This is a genomic window from Streptomyces sp. NPDC025651, from assembly GCF_055558735.1.
Genome location: NZ_JBVHLZ010000001.1, coordinates 995,725 through 1,014,877, shown reverse-complemented (window position 1 = coordinate 1,014,877; position 19,153 = coordinate 995,725). Strand labels below are relative to the sequence as shown.

18 protein-coding genes, 1 other RNA gene and 1 pseudogene are annotated in these 19,153 nt (G+C 70.1%); 5 read left to right on the top strand and 15 right to left on the bottom strand.

Annotation, left to right across the window (positions count from 1 at the left end):
• Positions 1-56 precede the first annotated feature (56 nt).
• The 9 genes from ACZ4D5_RS04835 to rnpB form a co-directional block, all read right to left on the bottom strand.
• Positions 57-1,787 (bottom strand): AMP-binding protein, encoded by a 1,731-nt coding sequence (locus ACZ4D5_RS04835; protein WP_467770892.1) that lies wholly within the window; start codon positions 1,785-1,787, stop codon positions 57-59.
• On the bottom strand, positions 1,784-3,028 hold the full coding sequence (locus ACZ4D5_RS04830; protein ID WP_467770891.1) for an aminotransferase class I/II-fold pyridoxal phosphate-dependent enzyme: 1,245 nt from the start codon (positions 3,026-3,028) through the stop codon (positions 1,784-1,786). The genes ACZ4D5_RS04835 and ACZ4D5_RS04830 overlap by 4 nt, the downstream gene beginning before the upstream one ends.
• Positions 3,021-3,314 carry a phosphopantetheine-binding protein gene (locus ACZ4D5_RS04825; RefSeq protein WP_467770890.1) on the bottom strand — a complete coding sequence of 98 codons (294 nt, stop codon included), beginning with the start codon at positions 3,312-3,314 and terminating at the stop codon, positions 3,021-3,023. Before ACZ4D5_RS04825 ends, ACZ4D5_RS04830 begins: the two co-directional genes overlap by 8 nt.
• Positions 3,314-4,081, bottom strand: a complete 768-nt coding sequence (locus tag ACZ4D5_RS04820) for an acyl-ACP desaturase (protein ID WP_467770889.1) — start codon at positions 4,079-4,081, stop codon at positions 3,314-3,316. Before ACZ4D5_RS04820 ends, ACZ4D5_RS04825 begins: the two co-directional genes overlap by 1 nt.
• A gap of 41 nt (positions 4,082-4,122) precedes the next feature.
• The gene (locus tag ACZ4D5_RS04815; protein ID WP_467770888.1) at positions 4,123-4,395 is read right to left on the bottom strand and encodes an acyl carrier protein; all 273 of its coding nucleotides are present in this window, start codon (positions 4,393-4,395) and stop codon (positions 4,123-4,125) included.
• The gene (locus tag ACZ4D5_RS04810; RefSeq protein ID WP_467770887.1) at positions 4,392-5,999 is read right to left on the bottom strand and encodes a fatty acyl-AMP ligase; all 1,608 of its coding nucleotides are present in this window, start codon (positions 5,997-5,999) and stop codon (positions 4,392-4,394) included. Before ACZ4D5_RS04810 ends, ACZ4D5_RS04815 begins: the two co-directional genes overlap by 4 nt.
• A gap of 284 nt (positions 6,000-6,283) precedes the next feature.
• The gene (locus ACZ4D5_RS04805; RefSeq protein WP_467770886.1) at positions 6,284-7,273 is read right to left on the bottom strand and encodes a TetR/AcrR family transcriptional regulator; all 990 of its coding nucleotides are present in this window, start codon (positions 7,271-7,273) and stop codon (positions 6,284-6,286) included.
• Positions 7,274-7,328: 55 nt separating this feature from the next.
• Positions 7,329-8,054, bottom strand: a complete 726-nt coding sequence (locus tag ACZ4D5_RS04800) for a LuxR C-terminal-related transcriptional regulator (RefSeq protein WP_467770885.1) — start codon at positions 8,052-8,054, stop codon at positions 7,329-7,331.
• A gap of 688 nt (positions 8,055-8,742) precedes the next feature.
• Positions 8,743-9,149: RNase P RNA component class A (rnpB, locus tag ACZ4D5_RS04795), an RNA gene on the bottom strand.
• A 47-nt stretch (positions 9,150-9,196) separates the two neighbouring features.
• Between rnpB and ACZ4D5_RS04790 the strand changes: the two genes are divergently transcribed.
• Positions 9,197-9,328, top strand: a complete 132-nt coding sequence (locus tag ACZ4D5_RS04790) for a hypothetical protein (RefSeq protein WP_467770884.1) — start codon at positions 9,197-9,199, stop codon at positions 9,326-9,328.
• On the opposite strand, the pseudogene ACZ4D5_RS04785 reads toward ACZ4D5_RS04790, so the two are convergent.
• Positions 9,277-10,059: pseudogene (locus tag ACZ4D5_RS04785) on the bottom strand (DMT family transporter); the annotation flags it as partial. The gene ACZ4D5_RS04790 and the pseudogene ACZ4D5_RS04785 sit on opposite strands and share 52 nt — an antisense overlap.
• Before the next feature lie 54 nt (positions 10,060-10,113).
• Positions 10,114-11,001: an AraC family transcriptional regulator gene (locus ACZ4D5_RS04780; protein ID WP_467770883.1), complete on the bottom strand. Its 888-nt coding sequence runs from the start codon at positions 10,999-11,001 to the stop codon at positions 10,114-10,116.
• 149 nt (positions 11,002-11,150) lie between these two features.
• Here ACZ4D5_RS04780 and ACZ4D5_RS04775 point away from each other — a divergent pair, with 149 nt between their 5' ends.
• Positions 11,151-11,999, top strand: coding sequence for a MerR family transcriptional regulator (locus ACZ4D5_RS04775; protein WP_467770882.1), 849 nt, complete (start codon positions 11,151-11,153; stop codon positions 11,997-11,999).
• The gene (locus ACZ4D5_RS04770; protein WP_467770881.1) at positions 11,996-12,640 is read left to right on the top strand and encodes a hypothetical protein; all 645 of its coding nucleotides are present in this window, start codon (positions 11,996-11,998) and stop codon (positions 12,638-12,640) included. Before ACZ4D5_RS04775 ends, ACZ4D5_RS04770 begins: the two co-directional genes overlap by 4 nt.
• On the opposite strand, the gene ACZ4D5_RS04765 is transcribed toward ACZ4D5_RS04770, so the two are convergent.
• Complete coding sequence (locus tag ACZ4D5_RS04765) at positions 12,622-14,064, bottom strand: RNB domain-containing ribonuclease (protein ID WP_467770880.1); 1,443 nt, start codon at positions 14,062-14,064, stop codon at positions 12,622-12,624. The genes ACZ4D5_RS04770 and ACZ4D5_RS04765 overlap by 19 nt on opposite strands.
• 141 nt (positions 14,065-14,205) lie before the next feature.
• Here ACZ4D5_RS04765 and yaaA point away from each other — a divergent pair, with 141 nt between their 5' ends.
• Both yaaA and eda read left to right on the top strand, forming a co-directional pair.
• Complete coding sequence (gene yaaA / locus ACZ4D5_RS04760) at positions 14,206-15,006, top strand: peroxide stress protein YaaA (protein WP_467770879.1); 801 nt, start codon at positions 14,206-14,208, stop codon at positions 15,004-15,006.
• Positions 15,007-15,300: 294 nt separating this feature from the next.
• The gene (gene eda, locus ACZ4D5_RS04755; protein WP_467770878.1) at positions 15,301-15,927 is read left to right on the top strand and encodes a bifunctional 4-hydroxy-2-oxoglutarate aldolase/2-dehydro-3-deoxy-phosphogluconate aldolase; all 627 of its coding nucleotides are present in this window, start codon (positions 15,301-15,303) and stop codon (positions 15,925-15,927) included.
• Positions 15,928-15,935: 8 nt separating this feature from the next.
• On the opposite strand, the gene ACZ4D5_RS04750 is transcribed toward eda, so the two are convergent.
• From ACZ4D5_RS04750 to ACZ4D5_RS04740, 3 genes are read right to left on the bottom strand one after another with little or no spacing between them, the layout of a single operon-like run.
• Complete coding sequence (locus ACZ4D5_RS04750; RefSeq protein ID WP_467770877.1) at positions 15,936-17,399, bottom strand: bifunctional RNase H/acid phosphatase; 1,464 nt, start codon at positions 17,397-17,399, stop codon at positions 15,936-15,938.
• 12 nt (positions 17,400-17,411) lie between these two features.
• Positions 17,412-18,155 (bottom strand): zinc ribbon domain-containing protein, encoded by a 744-nt coding sequence (locus tag ACZ4D5_RS04745; protein WP_467771483.1) that lies wholly within the window; start codon positions 18,153-18,155, stop codon positions 17,412-17,414.
• Positions 18,152-19,003: a Nif3-like dinuclear metal center hexameric protein gene (locus ACZ4D5_RS04740; protein ID WP_467770876.1), complete on the bottom strand. Its 852-nt coding sequence runs from the start codon at positions 19,001-19,003 to the stop codon at positions 18,152-18,154. Before ACZ4D5_RS04740 ends, ACZ4D5_RS04745 begins: the two co-directional genes overlap by 4 nt.
• Positions 19,004-19,153: the final 150 nt, after the last annotated feature.

Below are 19,153 nucleotides of genomic sequence, written 5' to 3'. Positions count from 1 at the left end.
GAAGAAGAAGGAAAAGGTGGCTGAGGTGGCGCGGGCGGGCGTTCGGCGCCGGGGCGCTACTGGGCGGTTTCGGCGCGCTCGGGGCGGTGGGCGGCCTCTTCCCCGCTCAACTGCCCGCCCAGATAGCGGGACAGCAGCAGCCGGCGCTGGGGCTTGCCGCTGGAGGTGCGCTGGATGGTTCCCCTGGGGCAGCTGAAGACGGAGATCTCGACGACGCCGCCGACGTGCAGGGACAGGGACTCGGCCAGCTGGTCGGCCCACGGGCCGCTTTCCATCTCGGCGAGCACGATGACCCGTCGGGCGTCGACGAGGGTGACGCAGCGGTCGCGGTCCACGCCGGAGGTGTCGGCCAGCCGGGAGTCCAGGTCCTCGGCGTAGATGTTCCGGCCGCGGACGCTGAGTGCGTCGCCGGTCCGGCCGACGACGTACGTCTGGCCGTTCAGCATGAACCCGGTGTCGCCGGACAGGACGCTGCCCTCGTGGAAGCGGGAGGAACTCTCGACGTCGGCCGGTTCGTAGCCGGCCGCGACGCTGCTGCCGGAGATGACCATCTCGCCGAGGTAGCCCTCCGGCAGCGGGCGCAGCTCGGCGTCCACCACGGACACCCGCACCCCCTCGATCGCGGTGCCCGAGCTGACCAGCCAGTCGGCCGGCCGCTCGGCGAGGCCGGCGTCGCGCAGCGAGCCCTGCGAGAGGATCTTGACCGGCTGCTCCGGGGAGAGCGCCTCCCAGTTCAGCTCGACGGCCTGCGCGACGGTGCCCGGCGCGTGGCCCGTGATGCCCAGCGTCGCCTCGGCCATGCCGTAGCAGGGCGTGAAGACAGCTGGGTCGAACCCGTAGGGCGCGCACCGCTCGGTGAACTGCCACAGGCCGCGCGGGTCGTGGCGCTCCGCACCGAGCACCGCGGCGTGGAGGGTGGAGAAGTCGGCGCCGTCGAGATCCGCGTCCTTCAACCGCCGTGCCGCGTAGGCGAAGCCGAAGGACGGGGCGGCGGTGATCTGCATGCCCTCACGGGCGATGCAGTTGATCCAGCGCCGCGGGTCGTAGATGAACTGTTCGGGCCGCATCAGGCTCAGGTCGCCCTGGTGCGCGACGATGGTCATCAGAGTGCCGACCAGCCCCATGTCGTGGTACATCGGCACCCAGCTGACCGTGGACTGTGACCCGTCGTAGCCGATGAGGGCGCCGTTGCCCGCGGCGTTGGCCTCCATGCTGGCCCAGGGGATCCGTACGCCGCGGGGATGGCCCGTGGAGCCCGAGGTGAACTGCAGGGTCGCCAGCTCGTGTCCGGGCACCGCGCTCAGCTCGTCCTGACCGGGGTGGCTGCCGAAGTCGCTGGACAGTACGGAGATCCGGCCGCCGTCCGCGGTCTCGCCCACCCGGTCGGCGGCCTCCTGGAGTATGCCCAGATGGTGACTCTCGCCCACGAGGGCAGAGGCCCTGGAGATGTGCAGTACGCGCGCCACGTGCTCGATGTACTCCTCCCGGCCGCCGAAGCGGGCGGGAGGCGCGAGGGCGGTGGGGACCATGCCGGCGTTCACCGCGCCGAAGTAGCCCGCCACGAAGCCGATGCTGTTGGGCGTGGCCAACAGGACGCCGGGGCGGCCCCGCAGCGATCGGTCACGCAACATGGCACTGGCGTGGGAGACCAACTGTGCTACATCCGCGTAGCTGTAGCGGTCCCAGCTGCCGGAGCCGGTGGCGACGCGGATGCTGCGGTCGGTGCGCGGCGCGGTCAACCAGGCGAGCAGGGGCGATGCCGCGGAGGCGGCGTCGGCAGTGGTCACGGGGTACCGACCTTCTGCCGCATGACCTTCTGGACCTCGGCGAACGCCTCCAGCGCCTGTTCGAGCTGGGCGCGGCTGTGGAGGGCCATGGGACAGACCCGCAGCATGGCCCCCTCCGGCGGTACGCCCGGGTAGAGCGCCACGCCGGTGAACACCCCACGGTCGTAGAGCTGTCGCCACCACTCCATCGCGAGATCGTCGTCACCGAGGATCACGGGGATGATGGGCGTGGTCCGCTCGGGAATGTCCGTGTCGGGACCCATCGGCAGCCCCAGGCCCTTGAGTTCGGTGCGCAGGAACCGGGCGTTCTCCCGCAACTGACGGGCCAGCTCGTCGCCTTCGGGGCTACGGCGGATACGGATGGCTTCCAGCGAGCCGCCGAGCGCGGCCGGCACACCAACCGTGGTGAACACGAACGAGCGGGCGTTGACCTGGAGGTAGTCGATGAGGTCACGCTTGCCGGCGATGAAGCCGCCGACACCGGCCAACGCCTTGGACAGCGCTCCCATCCGGATGTCGATCTGGTCCTCGACGCCGAAGATCTCGGCGGCGCCGGTCCCCTTCTCGCCGAGGATGCCCAGCGAGTGCGCTTCGTCCAGCATCACCGCGGCGTCGTTCTCGCGGCAGATGTCGACCATCTCGTCCAGGGGCGCGAGGTCGCCCTCCATGGAGTAGAGCCCGTCCACGATGACGAGGGTCCGTCCGCCATCGGCCTTTGCCCGGCGGACGCTGTCGGCGAACAGGTCCATCCGATTGTGCCGGAAGGCTCGCAGCTTGGCGCGGGAGAGCTTCGCGCCGTCCAGCATCGAGGCATGGGCGAAGGAGTCCGCCACCACCGTGTCACCGACGCCCACCAGCGCGCTGATCGCGCCTATGTTGGTCTGGAAACCGGTGGTGAACAGCAGGGCGGCTTCCAGCCCCAGCCAGTCGGCCAGCTCCTCCTCCAGCTCACGGTGGAGGGCGGTGGTGCCATTGAGAATCCGCGAACCGGTGAGCGAGGAGCCGTAGCGGTCCACCGCCGCCTTGGCTCCTTCCCGGACGCGCGGATGGCTGGCGAGGCCGAGGTAGTTGGGGGAGCCGAGCATGAGCCGCGGCTCCCCCTCCATGGTGACGACGGGGTCGAGCAGCGACTCGGCAGACCGGAAGAACGGTGTGTTCCCCGCCGACAGGCTGCGTCGGTACGTTGTCAGCAGTTCGGAGGAGCGCAGGTCGTTGAGCCAGCTCGCGGAGTATTCAGCCATTGCCGTCTTCCTCTTCTGCCAGGTGGCCGGACGACGCCTCGAGGATGAAGTCGACAGCATCCCCGACATTGCGGATCTCGATTGCTTCCTCTTCGCCGATCTTCACCTTGAAGGTGTCCTCGAGCTCCTGGGTCAGGGTGAGGATGTCGAGCGAGTCGATCCCCAGATCCTTCTTCCACGTGGCACCGGAAACGATTCGCTCCTCGGATACACCACGCGCTGTGAGATGGTTCTTGATGACTTCGATGATCTCCCGGTCCGTAACCCGGGGCGATGAGTTCACCATCACGTGTCCTCTCGTTCCTGTGAGGGCAGGAGGTGCTGAGCCCTGAAGAGATCGCTGCGGCTTATGCCCACCTTCTTGAGGGTCGGCATGAGGACATCACGGAAGAATGACTGCCGGTCGATTCCAATGACCTGCATGACCGACAGCCGCTTGTCGTAGTCAGGCAGCAGGTCATAGGCCGGCATCTTGAAGTCCCTGACGACGTGGGCTATGTCCGCCATCGTTCCCTCGTAGTCCTCCTGCAGACAGGCCAGGAGGGTGCGCTGGTAGAAGTCGGCATGCGCCGCCTCGTCGCGCGCGATGTAGCGGCAGATCTCCGACATCACGGAGTCGCCGAGGTCGCGGGCCCGATCCAACTGGCGCCGATAGCTCACCCAGGTCGTCTTCTCCTGGATGGCGCCGTAGATGAACATGCGGCGCGGTGTGCTGTACGGCATTTTCCAGCGGCGGCTGAGTACCTTGCGCTCGAATTCGAGGACCTGCTCCTCGGTGCGCTGCCCGGTGCGGAGCAGGAACTCCTTCAACGCGAGCGCGTGCTTCGACTCCTCGTATCCCCAGTTCACGTGGAACCAGCTCTGCCCGAACGACTCCCGCATCAGGTTGAGTCCCTCGGCCACATAATCAGGGAGATACATCTCCACACCAAGGAAGGTCTCCGCGCAGAGCGCCAGGGTCTCGTCCTCGTGTCGTTCCTCCCACTTGTCCCACGGGATGTCGTCGAAAACGCTCCACCGGCGGCGACGCTCGGCCAGTTCGAAGAACTCCATGTACTTCCGGTACAGGTTTTCCTCGGAGATGGGATTAACCATCAGCTCCCCTTTCCGGCCGACGCCTCCGAGCGGAGCAGCCGGACGATGTCGCCCATCGTGCTCGCGGAGAACAGGACGTCGTCGTCGAAGCTGAGCCCGGTCCTGTCCTCGACACGGGCGATGAGTTCCAGGGTGGCGACCGAGTCCAATCCGACATCCGCTATGTCGTCGGTCATGCGAAGCCTGCGCCCGGCCAGCCTGGGGTCCACCTCCGCCATCGCCTCGGCCACCAGGCCGAGTGCTTCCTCTTCGGTCAGACCGGTGCTTTTCACTTGGCTCCTCCGTGCTCGGCAAACGCATTCCGGGCGTACGTGTCGCGGCACGCGGCACGCCGCAGCTTGCCGCTGCTCGTCTTGGGCAACGTGCCGGGCCGTACGAGAACGACATCGTCGGGCACCACCCCGACCATGCTCCGGACCCGGCGGACGATCTGCTCCGCCAAGTCCTCGGGCGCGCCGGCCCGCTTGTGCTCGACCACGACGACAAGGCGTTCATCGGCGTCGCTGAAGGCGATCGCGTGGTCGCGGCGCACGCTTTCCAGGCCGATACAGGCCCACTCGATGTCGGTGGGATGGTATTTGCGACCGTTGTGGATGATCATGTCCTTGACACGTCCGGTGACGAAGAGCTCGCCCTCGTCCAGGAATCCCAGGTCCCCGGTGCGCAGCCACCCGTCCGTGAAGGTGTCGGCGGTCAGCTCTGGCGCCGCCCAGTAACCTCCGGCGACGCTGCCCGAGCTCACCTCGATGTGCCCTTCCGCCCGCTCGTCCAGCAGCTCTCCGGCACGTCCGCGGATGCGCACGTCCCAGCCGCTCAACACGGGTCCGCAGGAGATGAGTTCGATCGCCTCGGGGCCGGGGTCGGCTCCGCGCACCAGGCCCTCCTCCTGGAAGACCGCCTTGTCCGCCCAGAGCGTGCGCGGCTCTCGCTCCACCGGCGTGAAGGCCACCCCCAAAGTGGCCTCCGCCAGTCCGTACGACGGTGTGATCGCCGATTCCTTGAACCCGGCAGGGGCGAAGCGCTGCGTGAATTCCCGGAGGGTATCGGGCCTGACCGGTTCCGCACCGATACCGGCCACGCGCCAGGACGACAGGTCCCAAGTGGCGAGTTGATCGTCGCTGGCGCGCCGGGTGACGAGATCGTAGGCGAAGTTCGGCGCGTAACTGAAGGTTCCGGAAACGCGGGACATCCAGTCGAGCCACAGAGTGGGCCGCCGCGCAAATTCGTACGGCGGGATGAGCCACGTAGGGATCTCGTACACCAGCGGGCCCAGCAAACAGCCGATGAGCCCCATGTCGTGGAAGAGCGGGAGCCAGCTGACCATGCGGTCACGCTCTGCGGACATGGCCAGTCCTTCGTGCATGCAGCGCACATTCTCAAGGAGGTTGTCGTGGGTGACGACCACACCTTTGGGGCTGTCCGTGCTGCCGGAGGTGTACTGCAGGAAAAGAGGGGAGTCGCCCGATTCCTCCACCAGATCCCCGGTCGGTTCAGCGCGACAGAGATCGGCATAAAGCAATGGCTTCTCGCCGACGGCCTCCGCGCACAGATCGAAGAGTCGTTCGTCGGCGATGACATGCCGCGGCAGGCACGACGCATGAATGGAAGCCAGCCGGTCCCGGTAGGCCTCAGTCCGGCCGAGAACGGCGGGCGGGAACACTGGAACAGGGATCACCCCGGCCCGTACCATTCCCACGAAAGCGACGAGGAATTCACGCTGGTTATCGAGCATGAGGATGGCTCGGTCCCCGGGATCAAAACCGGCGGCACCAAGCCTCCTGCCCATGTCATCGGCAGACTCTTTCAGGTCGGCAAAGCTGAGAAACTCAGCCGAGTCCCCTGAGACGAACGTGAACCCCCGAGTAGTGGAAGACATTCTACTGATGGCACGAGATACGCTCACGTAACGGAAACCTCCACCCGCACACCCTCGCTCCCCCGCAAGGGGGGAGCCCTTGCCAGATCAGGACCCAATACTTTGCCGCCAATTCCTCGAAGAACATATCAATGTGATCGAGCATGCACATACAGCTACAGGTGTAGCCGGATCTGCACTCCCTGCGGATATTCGTTGTCCACCTCTGGCGGTATGCCGCTCCAGATGCACACCAGATGCGTTACTCGGCCTCGATGAACCGTCGTCCCCACGTACCCGTGTGATCAGCTCGTCTCGCCCGCTGAGAACGCATCGACCCTGAACGGCCAGGCGCGCGCACACAGCGCCCGCACCTCGTCCCGGGGAACGTCGCGGCGCTCCAGCCAGTCCAAGCAGACGGAGATGACGAAGGTCAGCCAGCCGCGCACCGCAAGCCGCAGCGCCTGCGCCGAGTACTGCGAGGCGAAGCCGAAGTCGAGTGCGCTGAGGATGCGCCGCTCCTGCTCGGCGAGGTGGTGCTCGTAGATCCGGCTGATCGCCTCGTCCTGTACGGTCGCGGCGCGGTGAAACGCGCGGAAGCCGTGCACGTTCTCCTCGGCATAACGCAGGTACAGGTCCGGCGTGCTGGACAGCTGTTCCTCGATGGCCAGAGCCGGGTCAGGCGCCGTCATTGCCATCAGCCGGTCACCTTCGCGACTGACGACCGCGGCGAGAAATTCCCGTCTGGTGGGAAAATAGCGATAAAGCAGCGCACGGGACACACCGGCGGTCTCGGCGATACGGCTCGTCCACACTTCGTCGAAGGGTTGCGCGGCCAGTAGCTCGACTCCAAGCCGCAGCAGCTGCTCGCGGCGCTCGCCAGGGCTCAGCCGAGTGCGCGGCCTCGCCGACGCCCCAGGCTCCAGATTGGCCACGGACCCCCGCCTGACCACTGCCTTCTCCTTTCGTAACCGTTTGATCCCGGCCGAGTCCTCTGTTGTTGTCGCCGGCCGATGCCCGGTATCAACCTGGTCCCTGCGGGTCTCGCCGGCAGGATGTGTTTCCGTGACGGTTTCGAACAGGTCGGCGAGGCCCTTGAGCGAGTGCCCGCGGCGCAGCAGCCCGGATATCGCTCGCAGTCGAGCGACATGGCTCTCGTTGTACCAGGCGATCCGACCCGCGCGACGCGGCGGCGGCAGAATCTTCAGTTCGCGGTAGTAGCGAATGGTGCGCTGAGCAACGCCGGATTCCTTGGCGAGCTCGGCTAATCGATATTCACGCGTTTCACCATGCACCTGTTCCTCCGGAGCTCCATCTGCGCCATGTACGGGGATCACCGCAGCCCCGCGCTCATGCGCTGCGGGCTTTCGACTGAGCTCCCGGCACACAGCCCCGTGGTATGACAAGGCCGAACTCATAGCCCAGCGCGACAGCTTCGGCCCGACTGCTTATCTCCAGTTTTCCCATAGCACGGTTGAGGTGTGTCTTCACCGTCGCTTCACTGATGTCGAGAAACCGAGCGATGATGACGTTCCCATGCCCCTTGGCGACGAGCTTGAGAACCTCGGACTCGCGCTCGGTGAGCGCGTCCAGGCCCGACCCGTCGTATTCGAATGGCGTAGAACGACGGGTGCAGATGTCGATGATGCGTGTCATCACGTCGGGCGAGAAGACCATGATCCCCTGGGCGGCGGCACCGACTGCGGCCGCCATCTGATCCGGCGGGATATCCTTCGAGAGGATTCCAGTAGCCCCTACGTGGAGCGCGGAGTAAATATCGTTGTCATCCACCTTCGAGGCCATGAGAAGTGCGCTCGGAACATACTCGGGTACGGCTTCGAGGATTCTACGGATGGTCTCTGCGCCGCCAATTTCCGGGAAGGCGGTGTCGATGACGATAAGGTCTGGCCGCATATTCTCGGCCATCTTGCAGGCATTCTCACTGTCGGCGGATTGACCGACCACACGAAGACCAGACGTCGCGTCCAACAATGCGGAAAGCCCTAATCTGGTCAGGGGATTGGAATCCGCGATGAGTAGCGTGGCCTCAGATTCATTGTCCTCTACAGCAAACACAATTGCCCCCCAATGAGTCACACCAACTGACCGCTATCGACAGAACTCGGGCACGGAGCGCAGCAGGGCGCCTTCCGTTCTGCGGAAGCAGGATTCGCTGGGTGACCGGCAAGTAGCAGTGCAACGCCGCTCTTTTAGTTCATGATCGTTAAAATCTCGGCCAAGCGGAAGGAGGCCACCGAATCTCCTCAACTTCAACACTCTTCAACACTGTTGCGTTACCCGGGGGTTCTACATGAAGCGGAACGACTGGATTTGTAATGAGCCTCTTACAACTGGTGGCCATGCCTGCGATTTGGGTCGGAACGCGGTGACACCTGTGCCCGGCTCGCCACCGGGCGCTCCGGGGGCTCGCGAAGAACCACTGGCGAGCGGCCGCACGACGCGTGCACCGGAGCGGCAGGACAGGGAAGAGACAAGGCCCGACCAGGATTCAACTCCTTTTTGGGGCCGCAGGGCCTATCGCCCCTGGAGATGCCAGCTTCATCCATTCATTCGCCAGTATCGTTGATTTCCTCTACCGGAACTCCTGATTCCTGACTCGCCGGACGCCGATGCGGCCCGGTTCAGAGGGAGCTGCGTCAAAGCGCCGGGGCTGCGCGACTCCGCAGTCAGAATCGCCAAGGGACGTCCGAGCGAGCGGACAAGCGCTTGGGCGTGGCGAATGCGCTGGTCAGAGACCGAAGGGCAGACGAGTCGGGCTGTACGCCGGGTTCTGTCGCCCGGTCGCCTCGCGGCGGCCGGGGAGACGGCCATCCATCTAGGGCCGGCATTGCTGCCGGCCTCGTGCGGTCTACCCGCGGACTCGGGCGGGCAGCCCTCGGTCGTCCGCGCAGAAACACCGGGGTGTTTCCTTTTGACCTTGCTCCAGGTGGGGTTTACCTAGCCGCCTGAGTCACCTCAGGCGCTGGTGGTCTCTTACACCACCGTTTCACCCTTACCGAGGACCGTGAGGTCCCCGGCGGTCTGTTTTCTGTGGCACTGTCCCGCGGGTCACCCCGGGTGGCCGTTAGCCACCACCTTGCCCTGTGGAGCCCGGACGTTCCTCGGGAAGGTCCCCCGAGGGGGTCTTCACGCGGCCGTCCGCCCGGCTCGTCTGCCGTGCCGACCATGTTACCCGCCGGGTCCCCGAGGTCCGTGCCGTGCCCGCGGTGGCCGCCGTCGCCAGGAAGGAGCCCGCGAGGATCAGGGCGAAGGCCGCGATGACGTCCGCCGTCAGGGGCTCGGAGAGGAAGGCGACGCCCGCCGCCACCGCCACGGCCGGGTTGACGTAGGTGAAGACGACGGCGCGGGTCGGGCCCGCCTCCCTGATCAGTTCGAGGAAGACGAGGAAGGCCAGGGCCGTGCAGATGACGCCGAGGCCCGCGAGGGAGGCGAGGGTCGGGGCGTCGGGCACGGTCGCGGGCCAGGAGAGCGCCGCCGCGGGGGCGTAGACCACGGCGGCCAGGACCAGGCAGGGCGCGATCAGCTGCAGGCTGGGCACGTCGCGCAGGTGCCGGGCGACGATCAGCGGGGCGATGGCGTAGCCCAGGGCCGTCAGCATGACCTCCGTCAGGGACCAGGCGTCGCCGCCCGTCAGATGGGGCGCCGTCAGGACGGCCACGCCCGCGAGGCCGAGGCCGAGGCCGGTGAGACGGCGCGGGCCGAGCCGTTCCGTGTCGCCGAAGAAGCGGGCCAGGAGGGCGCCGATGATCGGGACGGCGGCGATGAGCAGCCCCGCGGTGGAGCTGGAGATGCGGCGCTCCGCGTCGGTCAGGGTCCACCACGGGCCGAGGATCTCCACGCAGGCGAAGGCCAGCATCGGGCGCCAGTGCGTCTTCAGTACGCGGGGCAGTCCCCCTTGGCGTACGGCGAAGGGCAGCAGGAGCGCGGCGCCCAGGGCGCAGCGTGTGAAGACCACCATCGACGGCGACAGATCGCTGTCGACCGCCACTTTGATCATGAGATACGGGATGCCCCACAGGACACCCATGAGGGAGAAGAGAAACCAGCCGCGTGCCGTCATGCGGGCAGTTTCGGCCGGGTCGGCGTCGGGGGTCTTGAACGCTGTTGCGGTACGTCACCGGCGGACGCTTGCCCGGTACGCCGCCGGGGTCACCCCGAGCACCCTGCGGAACCAGCGCGTGAGGTGCGCCTGGTCCGCGAAGCCCACCAGGGAGGCCGCCTCGGCGGGGCGCAGGCCTGCCTCCAGGTGGGTGCGGGCCAGCGTCACGCGGTGCTGGGCGAGCCAGGCGTAGGGCGGCATTCCGGTCGATGTGCGGAAGGCGCGCAGGAGTTGGTAGCGGGACAGGCCGAGCGGGGCGGCGAGGTCGGCGAGGGAGGGCGGGGCGAGGAGTTCGTCGGCGAGGCGGTCGCGGACGGCGCGGGCGATGTGGTCGGCGCCGGGGACGTGATCGGCGAGGGGCCGGGCGGTGCCGTGCCTGCGTGCGAGGGCGGCGAGCAGCCAGGGGAGGCGGGACTCCGCCTCCAACGGGTCGGCGGGGCCGCTGAGTTCGGTGTGCGCGGCGCGCAGGGCCGCGGCCAGTTCGGGGTCGTCCATCACCGCGTCGCGGAAGTGCGGCGTGGCCGTGGTGCCCTCGGCGAGGAGGAGCGGCGCCGGGTACATGGCGCGGTAGGCGTAGCCGCCGCTCGCGCCGGGCCCGCCGGTGTGCACCTCGCCCGGGGCGAGGACGACGATGGACCCGGGCCCGAGGTGGAGCCGCCCGCCCCGATAGTCGATGACTTCAGATCCCCCGACACAGACGCCGACCGTGAACTCCTCGTGGTAGTGCGGTGCGTAGCGGTGCTGGTCGAAGCGGGCGGTCAACAGGTCGAGCGTCCGCCCGGAAGGCCCGAGCGGCGTACGGGTCCATGTCGCCCGCTCACGGGGCCCGACGACACCGGCGAGGTCGTCATGAGGCGTACCGGAGGCCTCTGCCCCGGTCGTCCCGTCGTACGTGTCACACATGCGGTGCCGCTCCCCCGGTGTCCCGTCGTGCCGTCACCCGTTCCAGGATTCCAACGCGCGCGCCCCCTGATTCCATGCCGCACCTAGGTCCGCGCCACCCGGAGCCGTCCGCTTGACCTTGCCGCAACGGCAACCTTTCTACTGGACCCATGCGGATCGGAGAGCTCGCCGGCATCGTCGGCGTCACCACGCGTGCCATCAGGCACTACCACCACCTCGGCCTGCTGCCCGAGCCCGAGCGGCGGGCCAACGGCTATCGCGAGTACGGCCTGCGGCACGCCGTCGCCCTGGCCCGGATCAGGCGGCTGACCGAGCTCGGGCTCGGGCTCGCCGAGGTGCGGGACGTGCTCGCGGACGACGCGGGGCGCGAGCTCGCCGAGGTCCTCGCCGAGCTGGACGCCGACCTGGCCCGGCAGGAGGCCGACATCCGCGGGCGCAGGGCGCGGCTGCGGACCCTGCTCGACGACGCGGAGCACGGGCGGCTCCCGCCCGAAGGGCCCGTCTCCCCCGAACTGGCCGCGTTCTTCGGCGAGATGAACCGTACGTCGGCGGAGCACGGCGGTCAGGGGTCCGCGACGGCCGCGAAGGACCGCGCGTTCCTCGCCCTGCTCGACAGCACCGCGTCACCGCAGGACCGGGACGCCTTCCTCGCCGCGATGGGCCCGGCGCTCGCCGCGCCGGGGGCCGCCGAGCGGGCCCACGCGGTGTACGCGCTGCTCGACGCCCTCGCGGACGCCGACCCCGCCGACCCGCGCACGGACGCCGCCGTGGACGAGGCCGCGCGGGCGCTCGCCGGCGCCCTGCCGGACTCCTTCGTCGCGGAGCTCGGGAGCGAGGGCGCGCAGACGCTCGCCGACCTCCACGGCGCCTCCGAGAACGGCGTCCTCGAAGCCTTCCTCGCCGACTTCTCGCCCCCGCAGGCCGAGGCCTTCCGCCACGCGATGCGGCTGCTCGTACGGGACACGAGTCAGGAGAGCGAAGGAGGGAGCACGCCATGAATCGGCTCAGGAGAATCACGGGGCTCCAGAAACTCGTGCCGCTGCCCCTCCGCCGCCTCATCGGGCACGAACTCCGCGTCCTCGTCAGCCTCGTACTCTGGGTGGCCCGGCGGCGCAGCGGAGTGCGGCCGGGGACCGACCGGGCCTTCGGGCACGCCCGCGACCAGGCGGCGATCATGTTCGCCCTGACCTTCGTCAGCGCCATCGAGGCGTACGGGCTCGCCGTGCTGCTGCGGGACCGGCCGGTCGCCCACGGGATCCTGCTGGTCGTCGACGTGTACGGCGTGGTCCTGATGCTCGGCCTCCACGCCGCCTCCGTGACCCGGCCGCACGTCCTGTCGCCGGACGCACTGCGGGTGCGCAAGGGCGCCCACCTCGACCTGCGGATACCGCTCGCGCTGATCACGGCGGTGCGTGCCGAGCGGTCGTCCGGGCAGGAGGCGGCGGAAGGCGTGCTCAACATGCCTGTCGCCTCGACCACTTCGCTCACCCTGGAGCTCTCGGCTCCCGTCACCGCCGTGGGCTTCCTCGGGAAGCGGCGCGAGGTGACGACGGTGCGGCTGCACGCCGATCAACCGGCGGAACTGCTCGCGGCGTTGAGGGAACGGCCGGCCGAGCCGTCTCACGCAGGCGCGAACTGAACCTTCGCCGTGCCCGGGTCCGCCTGGGTGAGGCGGACTCTCAGGTGTTCGCCCAGGGGGAGTTTCGCCGTGCCGCCCGTGATGCGGGCCACGATCGCCGGCTCCGTCAACTGCACGGTTCCGGTGGCCGGTTCGCCCTCCTTCACGTCCACCACCACCGCGTCGAAGATCTCGCCGACCCGCTCCTTGAGCAGTGCGGCCTCGACGATGTCCACGCACTCCCGTTCCACGGTGTTGCCGCGCCGCGTGCCGTCCGCCATCTCCTTGGGCAGTTCGTCCAGGGCGGCGAGCACCCACTCCGGGACACCGGCGCCCGCGCAGGCCGCGAGGGAGAGTTCGGCGGCGTAGCGGTCGACGAGGCGGCGCAGCGGGGCCGTGACGTGGGCGTAGGGCGCGGCGACCGCGGCATGGGTCGTGTGCTCGGGGAGCCGGCCGCCGCTGAACGCGGTGTACCCGGCGCCGCGCAGCAGCGTCGTGCACTCCTGGAGGAAGGCGGCATGGCGCGGCTTCCGGGCGTCGAGGGAGCGTACGAGCCGCGCGTACGGCACGTGGTGCGGCCAGTCGATGTCCAGGGCCTTGGCGGTGCGGCGCAGCCGGCCGACCGCGCCGTCGGGGGCGGTCGGCAGGGTGCGCAGGATGCCCGTACCCGAGGCGATCATGAGGTCGGCCGCGGCCATGCCGGTGAGGAGCGAGATCTGGGCGTTCCAGGCGTCGGCGGGGAGCGGGGCCCGGTAGGCCAGTTCGTACGTACCGTCGCGCTCGACGATCTCCTGCTCGGGCACGTCGAGGGAGATGCCGCCGCGGTCGACCTCCAGCTGCTCGCGCAGCCGCCCGATGTCCCGGAGCAGGGCGACCGGCTCCTCCGCCGTGCCGCCGTCGATCGCCTTCTGCACCCCTTCGTAGTCGAGCTTGGCGCGGCTGCGGACGAGGGCGCGGCGCACGTCGGTCCGCTGCGCCCGGCCGTCCGCGTCGAGGTCGATCGTCCACAGCACGGCCGGACACGTCTGGTCGGGCAGCAGGCTGGCGGCGCCCTCGCTCAGGGCGGTGGGGTGCAGCGGGACCTTCTCGTCGGGGAAGTAGAGGGTGGTGACGCGGCGGTGGGCCTCGGCGTCCAGGGGTGCGCCGGGCGTGACGTACGCGGCGACGTCCGCGATCGCGTACCGCACCCGGAAGCCGCCTCCCTCGCGCCGCGCCAGGTGCATGGCCTGGTCGAGGTCGACGGAGGTGGGCGGGTCGACGGTGAAGAAGGGGACGTCCGTGACGTCGTGGTCCGGGAGGCGTGGCCCGGCCGCGGCCCGCTCCGCCTCGGCGAGGACGTCGGCGGGGAACTCCTCGGGCACGTCCAGCCTCGTACGCAGCTCACGCAGCGCGGCCCGCAGCGGAGCCTCGGCTGCGCCTTTCACCTGCAGATGGCGGCGGGGCATGGACCGAGCCTAGGGCGCCCGGCACGGCTCGGCACCCTGTGGGGCGCGGAGGTCCTGGCGCCGTACCCTTTCGCAGGGGCCGCACCCCTTGCTCGTACCGCTCAAGGCCTCGTACCGCTGTACCGCTTAAGGAGTCCCATCGTGCTCGTCCTGCTGCCGCCGTCCGAAGGCAAGGCCTCGTCCGGGCGGGGTGCCCCGCTCAAGCCGGAGTCCCTGTCCCTGCCGGGGCTCGCCGAGGCGCGGCAGGCCGTCCTCGACGAGCTCGTCGAGCTGTGCGCCGCCGACGAGGAGAAGGCGCGGACGGTGCTCGGCCTCAGCGAGGGGCTGCGCGGCGAGGTCGCGAAGAACACCGAGCTGCGCACGGCGGGCGCGCGCCCGGCCGGGGAGATCTACACCGGCGTGCTGTACGACGCCCTGGACCTGGCCTCGCTCGACGCCGCCGCCAAGCGCCGCGCCGCGCGGTCGCTGCTGGTCTTCTCCGGGCTGTGGGGCGCCGTCGGCGTGAGCGACAGGATCCCCTCCTACCGCTGCTCGATGGGCGTGAAGCTGCCGGGGCTCGGCGCGCTCGGGGCGTACTGGCGTACGCCGATGGCGTCGGTGATGCCGGAGGCCGCGGGCGACGGCCTCGTCCTGGACCTGCGGTCGTCGGCGTACGCGGCGGCGTGGAAGCCGAAGGGCGAGGTCGCGGGGCGGACGGCGACGGTGCGGGTGCTGCACGCGCAGCTGGTCGACGGCGTGGAGAAGCGGTCCGTCGTCTCGCACTTCAACAAGGCGACGAAGGGGCGGATCGTCCGCTCCCTGCTGTCCACGGGCGCACAGCCGAAGAACCCGGCCGAGCTGGTCGAGGCGCTGCGGGACCTGGGGCACGTGGTGGAGGCGGAGGCGCCGGCGAAGGCGGGCAGGCCGTGGGCGCTGGACGTGGTGGTGCGGGAGATCCACTGAGGCCTCCGGCGCGGGAGGGGTTCTCCGAGGCCGTCGGCACGGGAGGCCGTCGGAGATCGTCAGAGGCCGTCAGAGGTCGCCTCGGCGCGGGAGACCGCCGGAGGCCGCCTCGGCGCGGGCCTTCCGAAGCCCTCGGCGCGGGGGTCCCTCGCCGAAGCTCTCGGCACGGGGGATCCCTGGCCAAAGCCCCCGGCACGGGGGATCCCCTGCTTCCCCCGAGCCCCCCAACGCCCCACGTTGCAGCATGCGCAACACCCTTTGCGCATGCTGCGCGCGCCGAGGCAGGATGCCTCTATGACCTCTCCCTCTGCCTCCGTGCTCGATCTGGCCCCCGTCGTCCCCGTGGTCGTCGTCGAGGAGCTCGACGACGCCGTGCCGATGGCGCGGGCCCTCGTCGCCGGTGGGCTCCCCGCGATCGAGGTGACCCTGCGGACGCCCGTCGCGCTCGACGCGATCTCGGCCATCGCCGCCGAGGTGCCGGACGCCGTGGTCGGCGCGGGCACCGTCATATCGGCGCGGAACGTCGCCGACTCCGTGGCCGCGGGCGCCCGCTTCCTGGTCAGCCCCGGCTGGACGGACGCGCTGCTCGACGCGATGAAGGGGGCGGGGGTGCCGTTCCTGCCGGGCGTCTCCACGACGTCCGAGGTCGTGGCGCTGCTGGAGCGCGGCGTCAGCGAGATGAAGTTCTTCCCCGCACAGGCGGCGGGCGGCACCGCCTACCTGAAGTCCCTCGGCGCCCCGCTGCCGCAGGCCCGTTTCTGCCCGACCGGCGGCATCACGCCGGCCTCCGCGCCCTCGTACCTCGCGCTGAAGAACGTCGGCTGCGTGGGCGGCAGTTGGATGCTTCCCGCCGATGCCGTCGCGGCCAAGGACTGGGCCCGCGTCGAGTCCCTGGCGCGCGAGGCGGCATCTCTGCGCTGACCCCGCGGCTACCGCAGGTGCGACGTGTCGTTCAGGAGGCGCAGCGAGGCGTTGCCGTCGGCGTAGTACGCCACGGCCGACACCGAGGCCGCCGAGAGCTCCATGCGGAACAGGGACTCCGGCGGGGCGCCGAGCGCGAGGCGCACCAGCGTCTTGATGGGCGTGACGTGCGTGACGAGCAGGACCGTACGGCCCGCGTACGCCGAGGTCAGCCGGTCGCGTGCCGCCGAGACGCGGCGGGAGACCGCGGCGAACGACTCGCCGCCGGGCGGCGCCGCCTTCGGCGAGGCCAGCCAGGCGTCCAGCTCCTCGGGGTGGCGCTCGCGCACCTCGCCGAAGGTCAGCCCTTCCCAGGCCCCGAAGTCCGTCTCGCGCAGACCGTCCTCGATGTGCACGTCGAGTCCGAGGCGGGCGGCGACGGTGTGGGCCGTCTCCTGGCAGCGCTTGAGCGGCGAGGAGACGATCGCCTGGATCGTGCCGCGCGCGGCGAGCGCGGCGGCGGCGCGCTCGGCCTGTTCACGGCCCACGTCGGAGAGAGACGGATCGGACCCGCCGCTCCCGGAGAACCGCTTCTCGGGCGTGAGCGCGGTCTCGCCGTGCCGGAGGAGCACGAAGGTCGCCGGGGCACCGAGATCGGCGGGCGCGGCCCAACCGACCGGCGTGGCGGCGGCGTTCCGCGCGGCACGGGCGTCGGCGCCGTCGGCCGCGGCGGACCGGGAAGAGGGAACGGGCGCGGCGGGAGCGGCAGTTGCGCCTACCGCCGCGGAGTGGACGGAGCCCGGCGCGGAGTGAGCAGAGCCCGCCGCGGAGTGAGCCGAACCCGGCGCGGAGTGGGCAGAGCCGCCGAGACCCGAAGCGGCTGAGCCGCCCTGGCCCGAAGCCGTCGAACCGCCCTGGCCCGAAGCCGTCGAGCCCTTCGGCGTGGCCGCCAGGGCCGCCCGCGCCTTCGCCGCGCCCGCCGCGGCGTCACCCGGCGGGCCCGAAGGCGCCGGGTCGGTGGCGGCACCCCGCGCGGCGCGCGCGTCCAGATCCGCCGTCGACGCCGACGGCGACCACTGCTTGCCGCGCTTGCCCGCGTCCATCGCCTCGTTCGCGAGCCGGTCCGCGTGCTTGTTCTTCTCGCGGGGGATCCACTCGTACGTCACCTGGGACGACGGGTACACCCGGGCCGCCTCCGCCGCCAGCGGCTTCATGTCCGGGTGCTTGATCTTCCAGCGGCCCGACATCTGCTCGACGACGAGCTTGGAGTCCATGCGGACGTGGACCGCCGCGGCCGGGTCCAGCTGGTGCGCCGCCTTGAGCCCTGCCACCAGGCCCTTGTACTCCGCGACGTTGTTCGTCGCGACGCCGATGTACTCCGCGGCCTCCACCAGGGTCTCCCCCGTGGCCGCGTCGATGACCACTGAGCCGTAGCCCGCGGGGCCCGGGTTGCCCCGGGAGCCGCCATCGGCCTCGACGATGAACTCGCGCATGTACAGGCGTCCTTACAGGCCGGACTCGGACGTACGGACCAGGATGCGGCTGCAGTTCTCACAGCGCACCACGGTGTCCGGGGACGCGGCCTTCACCTCGTTGACCTCGGTGATGTCGAGTTCGAGGCGGCAGCCCTCGCAACGGCGCTGGTAGAGCTTGGCGGCGCCGATGCCGCCCTGCTTCTCGCGCAGCCTGTCGTAGAGCTTGAGCAGGTCGGCAGGGATCGAACCCGCCACGACCTCGCGCTCCTTGCCGACCGTGGCCGCCTCGCCGTCGAGCTCCTCACAGGCGGCGTCACGGCGGCCCGTGGCGTCGTCGACCTTCGACTGGACCGAGGAGACCCGCTCGGTCAGCTCGGCGACCCGCTCCTGCGCGGACTCGCGGCGCTCCATGACCTCCAGGACGACCTCCTCCAGGTCGCCCTGGCGCTTGGCCAGCGAGGCGATCTCCTTCTGGAGGTTCTCCAGGTCCTTGGGGGACGTGATCGCGCCCGAGTCCAGGCGCTGCTGGTCGCGGGCGGCGCGCTGACGGACCTGGTCGACGTCCTGCTCCGCCTTGGTCTGCTCGCGGGCGCAGTCGCTCTCCTCCGTCGTCGCGGCGACGAGCAGGTCGCGCAGCTGCGTGAGGTCCTTGGTCAGCGACTCGATCTCGGCGTGCTCGGGCAGCGACTTCTTCTTGTGCGCGAGCTGCTGCAGGCGTACGTCCAGGGCCTGGACGTCGAGCAGTCGGATCTGGTCGGCGGGCGCGGCGTTCAGTTGGGGGCTCCTGTTGAGTCGTGATGAGAGGCCGCGTGGGCGGTCCAGGGGTCGGTGACCGTCTTCGAGACGTGGACGCGAAGTCCCCATCCGTTCCGGTCGGAGATCGCGTCGAGCTGGGCTGCGGCCAGCTCGCACCAGGGCCACTCGGTGGCCCAGTGGGCGGCGTCCAGGAGAGCGAGCGGCGTGCGCTCGCGGGCCTCGGACGCCGGGTGGTGGCGCAGGTCGGCGGTGAGGAAGGCGTCCACACCGGCGGCGCGCACGTCGTCGAAGAGGCTGTCGCCGGAGCCGCCGCTGACCGCGACGGTGCGGACCAGCTGCTCCGGGTCGCCCGCGACCCGGATGCCCTGCGCGGTGGCGGGCAGCCGCTTCGCGGCGCGCTCGGCGAGTTCGGCGAGGGTGAGGGGGTGCTCCAGCTCGCAGATCCTGCCGAGGCCGCGGCGGCCGTTCCCGTCCGCCGGGTCAGGTACGAGGGGACGTACGACACGGAGGTCGAGCGCGCCCGCGAGCGCGTCGGAGACGCCCGGGTCGGCGCGGTCGGCGTTGGTGTGCGCGACGTGCAGCGCGACGTCGTTCTTGATCAGGTCGTGCACGACGCGGCCCTTGAAGGTGGACGCCGCGACCGTCGTCGTACCCCGCAGATAGAGCGGGTGGTGGGTGACCAGGAGCTGCGCGCCGAGGCGCACCGCCTCGTCGGCGATCTCCTGGACCGGGTCGACGGCGAAGAGGACCCGGGAGACCTCGGCCTCGGGGTCCCCGCAGACCGTGCCGACCGCGTCCCAGCCTTCGGCCAGTTCGGCGGGCCACAGGGCGTCGAGGGCGGCGATGACTTCAGACAGACGGGGCACGGGGAAAGGCTACCTTCCCGCTGCGCTCGGCATGTCGCGTGCTACTGGCCGCAGCCGGGCGGCTACGGAGGGCCCCGTCAGGGGCGCGGGGAACTGCGCGCTCAGCCGGTGAAAAGCCGCAGACGCGTCTGCCGGGCAACGAGCAGACGC